The organism is Methanocrinis sp. (assembly GCF_049974945.1).
In the GTDB taxonomy this organism is placed as follows: domain Archaea; phylum Halobacteriota; class Methanosarcinia; order Methanotrichales; family Methanotrichaceae; genus Methanocrinis.
The window spans coordinates 1-3917 of record NZ_JBNGCU010000128.1; the positions used below are offsets into that span (position 1 = coordinate 1).

A 3917-nucleotide genomic window follows, 5' to 3' on the forward strand; every position below is an offset into this window, starting at 1 on the left:
CAGCGCCTTCCTCGGCCAGAAGGGGCTCGACCCCGAGAACTGGCCCGAGGCCTTCAGAAAGCGCATCGGAGAGATGCCGAAGGGTATCAGGTTCCTCTGATCCCACCATTTCTATGATCTCCCCATGAAGCTCTTCAGGACGGAGTCGTTCGAGTCGTCCTTTCCGTAAATCGCCCGGATCTCTCTCATCAATCCATTGCGGTCTGCCTCGTCCACCTCCCCCCAGCTCGGGCGCGATCGTCTCCGGGATCGCGCGCATCTCGTCCTCCAGAAACTCGACGCCTCCGATAGTTGCGGGTACATGGAGCGAAGCTCGAAACCATCGCCCGCAGAACTTGATCCTACAATGTAGCCCTTCTTTCTCTACGAAAGTTTTTAATAGGACAGATTAGATATTTATGTTGTGGAGGACTGCAGTATATGAGAATTTATATACTAATCGTGGTCGCATTTATTATGCTGGCGGGAACCGCCCTTGCAGAGAATGCGGATATAGGCGACGTCGAGGCTTTTCGACAGGCTTTAGAGCAAGATGGTTTCACCGTACAGGAAGGAGATCTTGGTTTCTTTGATCTCATCAAGTTATATGACAAGGGTGTGTTGCCGTCTGCGTATGGCAATAATCCCTCCACCCGATACCTGGCATATTTTGTGCCGCCAGCTCCCGGTTACCAGGTGGAAGAACGAGTCTCTCAAATAGCTGGATTGCTTGGAAAGAGCGTGAACTCCGCCGCCATCTGGAAGATCCGTCCCGATGAAGCCATCGTTTTTGTAGGAAGAACCCCTCCGGAGTGCAGATACTTCAGCTACGATCATTATCTGCTATCGAGGACGTACGGAAATGAGACCCGATGGCTATTCGCCAACTTGGCCGATACGGTGAACAACCTGGTCATCAGAACTGAGGGTACACCGGATGGGCAGTCTGGAGATCCTTACAACCAAAAGACGGTGGTGGTCACCGCTGCCGACCGAGGCATTGATCGAAGAATCCGCGCTGCAGCCGCGTCGGCGGGATATTCCGACGCCATAATCAACACCCAGGTGCTCCCCCCATCGATGTTGAATATGGGCTTGGAGGACGACTCCGATTCGTTCGCCATATTTATCCGGCCAGCTTTATATAACGACCAGCAAGCTGGCAACGATTACCTCAATAACACACCTGCGACCGTTTTCCGGGTTACTCCCAACGAATCCGCGGAGCTCGATCCGTACGATTATCCGGAGCTACGGGTTCGTGGAACGGGTACAACGGAGTTTGATCTTGTAGACGATCTCGAAGAGCTGAGGATCGCGATTCTCGACAGATACAGCGGATTGAACGCCACAGAGCTTCCAACCAGCATTGCAGTCCCTGTGGGGAGCGATGCCATCCAGAGGGGAATCGACGCCGTAGGCCCCGACAACGATGCATGCTACCTATGGTCGGCAGACCAGACCGCCTCTTCCAAGACGCCTCCTTTCCCCGATCTCTCGCAGTACTACGATTTCTTGCGGGATCCAGAGGTCACCTTGGGCAACGACACCAACGAATTCATAATCGTCTATGGGGTCAACCACGTGGCCACGGGAAAGGCGACGTATTCGAACTTCGTTCCCTATGGGGCAGATGCATGGAATGGCGTTACAGCAATCACCGACGTGGATTTCACAGGATCTGCTGAAGAATACCTCCCCGACAATCCCGATGCGAAATACCTCTACGTCTACAGGCTCGCCAGGAACTGCGATGGTGAGCCGTACTGCTTCGAGGTTCCATATGGCGTCGGTGGCTACGGCATAGACCTGGATCAGCCGCTCTTCATCGCCTGGAGGATTTACCTGGAGGAGTCCACAAAGACCGGGCCGTCCTACTCAGAGATCGTATACGATAGGGCCATAAAGTTCGACTAAGCTGTCAGGGCAAAGTCGGCATAGATGAATGAGGGCGTCCTTTTGATGTCCTCATCTGTTTTTATTATCCTTCTCAAGATCTGCTTTAAGGCCTCAGTTCAGATACTCTTTCACAGGCTCGTACATGAAGCTCTTGAGGACCGAATCGTCCTTCTCGTAAATCGCCCGGATATCTTTCATCATTTCCTCGCGTGTTCCCTCGTCCATCTCCTCCAGCTCAGGCGCGATCGTCTCCAGGATCAGGTACATCTCGTCCTCCAGAAACTCGACGCCCCCGAAGTCGTAAAACAAATGGTAAAGCTCGACGAAGAGGTCTTTCGAGAGCGCGAGGAATTTCGGCCTTTCGAAGAGCATGATCAATCGCCTCATGGAGGCCATCTTCTCCAAGAAGAGGTCGGGGTCCGCATCGAGGAACCCGTCTTTCAGTCCTCGAACCTCTCTATTGAGATCGCCAACGTCTCCGGTCAGAAGATGTCTGAACTTCGGCTCGGCGCGCATGATGCTCTTCAGAAGGGCGATGAGTTCCTTCTTGGATCTTCTTTCGAGGGTTCTGATCGTTTCGTCGAGGGACTCGACCTCAGGGTCTTCGGCGAGCCTGTAGAGGAGGGCTGCCAGGTGTTTGCAGTTGCCGTAAGTGTCGAAGTAGGGGCAGGAGCAGCGAAAGATCATCCTTTCCGGGTCGACCTCGACGCTGTAGGTGGCGGTGCCATGAACCTTCGCCAGGACGACGCCGTCGACGATGATGGGATCGTCCACCCTATCCTCTTCGAAGCACCTTCGTCCCCTTTCCAGTATCTTGTCTTCGAAGCGGCCTTCGAACTCCTCTCTCTTAAGTGGTCTCGTCTTCATGATCATCTCTCCTGGTGGGTTACTATGTGACCTGTATTCTGACGTATCACGTATGACCTGATCCGGATTTTTAATTTTCTTATGGCGACGACGAGTTTGGAGCAACAGCAGGCCACCGCCAAAAGTATTTATCATCAGAAATGAAGTAATTCCAAGAAACCATTTTTGAGGTCACTCCCTTGGCGAGCTACAACCAGATGCCCCCGGAGACTCTGCGGGAGAGGGCAAAGACAGCCCTCGGCAGGCTCGAAAAATGCGACGTATGCCCCCGAGCCTGCGGTGCCAATCGGTTGGTGGGTGAGCTTGGGTACTGCAGGAGCGGGCGGCTCGCTCGGGTCTCGAGCTTCACACCTCACTTCGGCGAGGAGCGGCCTCTGGTGGGCGCCCACGGCTCGGGGACGATCTTCATGGCCGGCTGCAACCTTTCATGCGTCTTCTGCCAGAACTACGACATCAGCCAGCTGGGCGAAGGGAGGGAGGTCTCATCGACGAAGCTCGCCGAGATGATGGTCTCTCTTCAGGAGGGTGGCTGTCACAACATCAACTTCGTCACCCCCACTCACTTCGCACCTCAGATCCTGGAGGCGGTCGTTGAGGCGGTGGAGATGGGCCTCTCCGTCCCCCTGGTCTACAACTCCGGTGGCTACGACTCAGTCGAGACCCTCCTGCTCCTGGACGGGATCTTCGACATCTACATGCCCGACGCCAAGTACGGGAGCGACGCTGCCGCAGAGAAGTACTCCGACGCCCCCGACTACACGAGGGTGATGAAGGCGGCGATCCGAGAGATGCACCGGCAGGTGGGGCCCCTGGAGATCGACGAAGGCGGGGTCGCCGTCCGGGGGCTCCTCGTCCGCCACCTGGTCCTGCCTGAGAACCAGGCGGGGACCCGCGAGGTAGTCCGTTTCCTCGCCGAGGAGATCTCGCCGGAGACGTACCTGAACGTGATGGCCCAGTACCACCCCTGCTACAAGGCCCGCAATTACCCGGAGCTCTCCCGGCCCATCACTCTCCGGGAGTATGCCGAGGCCGTAAACCTGGCCCGTGCGGCGGGGCTGGACCGGGGGCTGGGGATCTGAACCGCTACTCCTGTGTCATAAGTAGGACTTACGCAGTTAGTGGGCACAATCTACTTTTCCAGTGATGAAGTTGGAGGCTGGATACTCCCTCCC

At 55.7% G+C, this 3917-nt stretch carries 3 protein-coding genes; 2 read left to right on the forward strand and 1 reads right to left on the reverse strand.

Annotated features, from left to right (window positions below):
- Positions 1-420: 420 nt before the first annotated feature.
- Positions 421-1896 (forward strand): hypothetical protein, encoded by a 1476-nt coding sequence (locus ACP5EL_RS09490; RefSeq protein WP_428402271.1) that lies wholly within the window; start codon positions 421-423, stop codon positions 1894-1896.
- 93 nt (positions 1897-1989) lie between these two features.
- Here ACP5EL_RS09490 and ACP5EL_RS09495 read toward each other — a convergent pair whose 3' ends face one another.
- Entirely contained in the window at positions 1990-2745 is a 756-nt protein-coding gene (locus ACP5EL_RS09495) for an SWIM zinc finger family protein (RefSeq protein ID WP_428402272.1), read from the reverse strand.
- 179 nt (positions 2746-2924) lie between these two features.
- Between ACP5EL_RS09495 and ACP5EL_RS09500 the strand changes: the two genes are divergently transcribed.
- A complete protein-coding gene (locus ACP5EL_RS09500) occupies positions 2925-3824 on the forward strand; it encodes a radical SAM protein (RefSeq protein WP_428402273.1) in 900 nt (299 codons plus the stop codon).
- Positions 3825-3917: the final 93 nt, after the last annotated feature.

Coding starts and splice junctions, on each gene's coding strand:
- ACP5EL_RS09490 (WP_428402271.1), top strand. CDS start 421: ATGAGAATTTATATACTAATCGTGGTCGCATTTATTATGCTGGCGGGA.
- ACP5EL_RS09495 (WP_428402272.1), bottom strand. CDS start 2,745: ATGAAGACGAGACCACTTAAGAGAGAGGAGTTCGAAGGCCGCTTCGAA.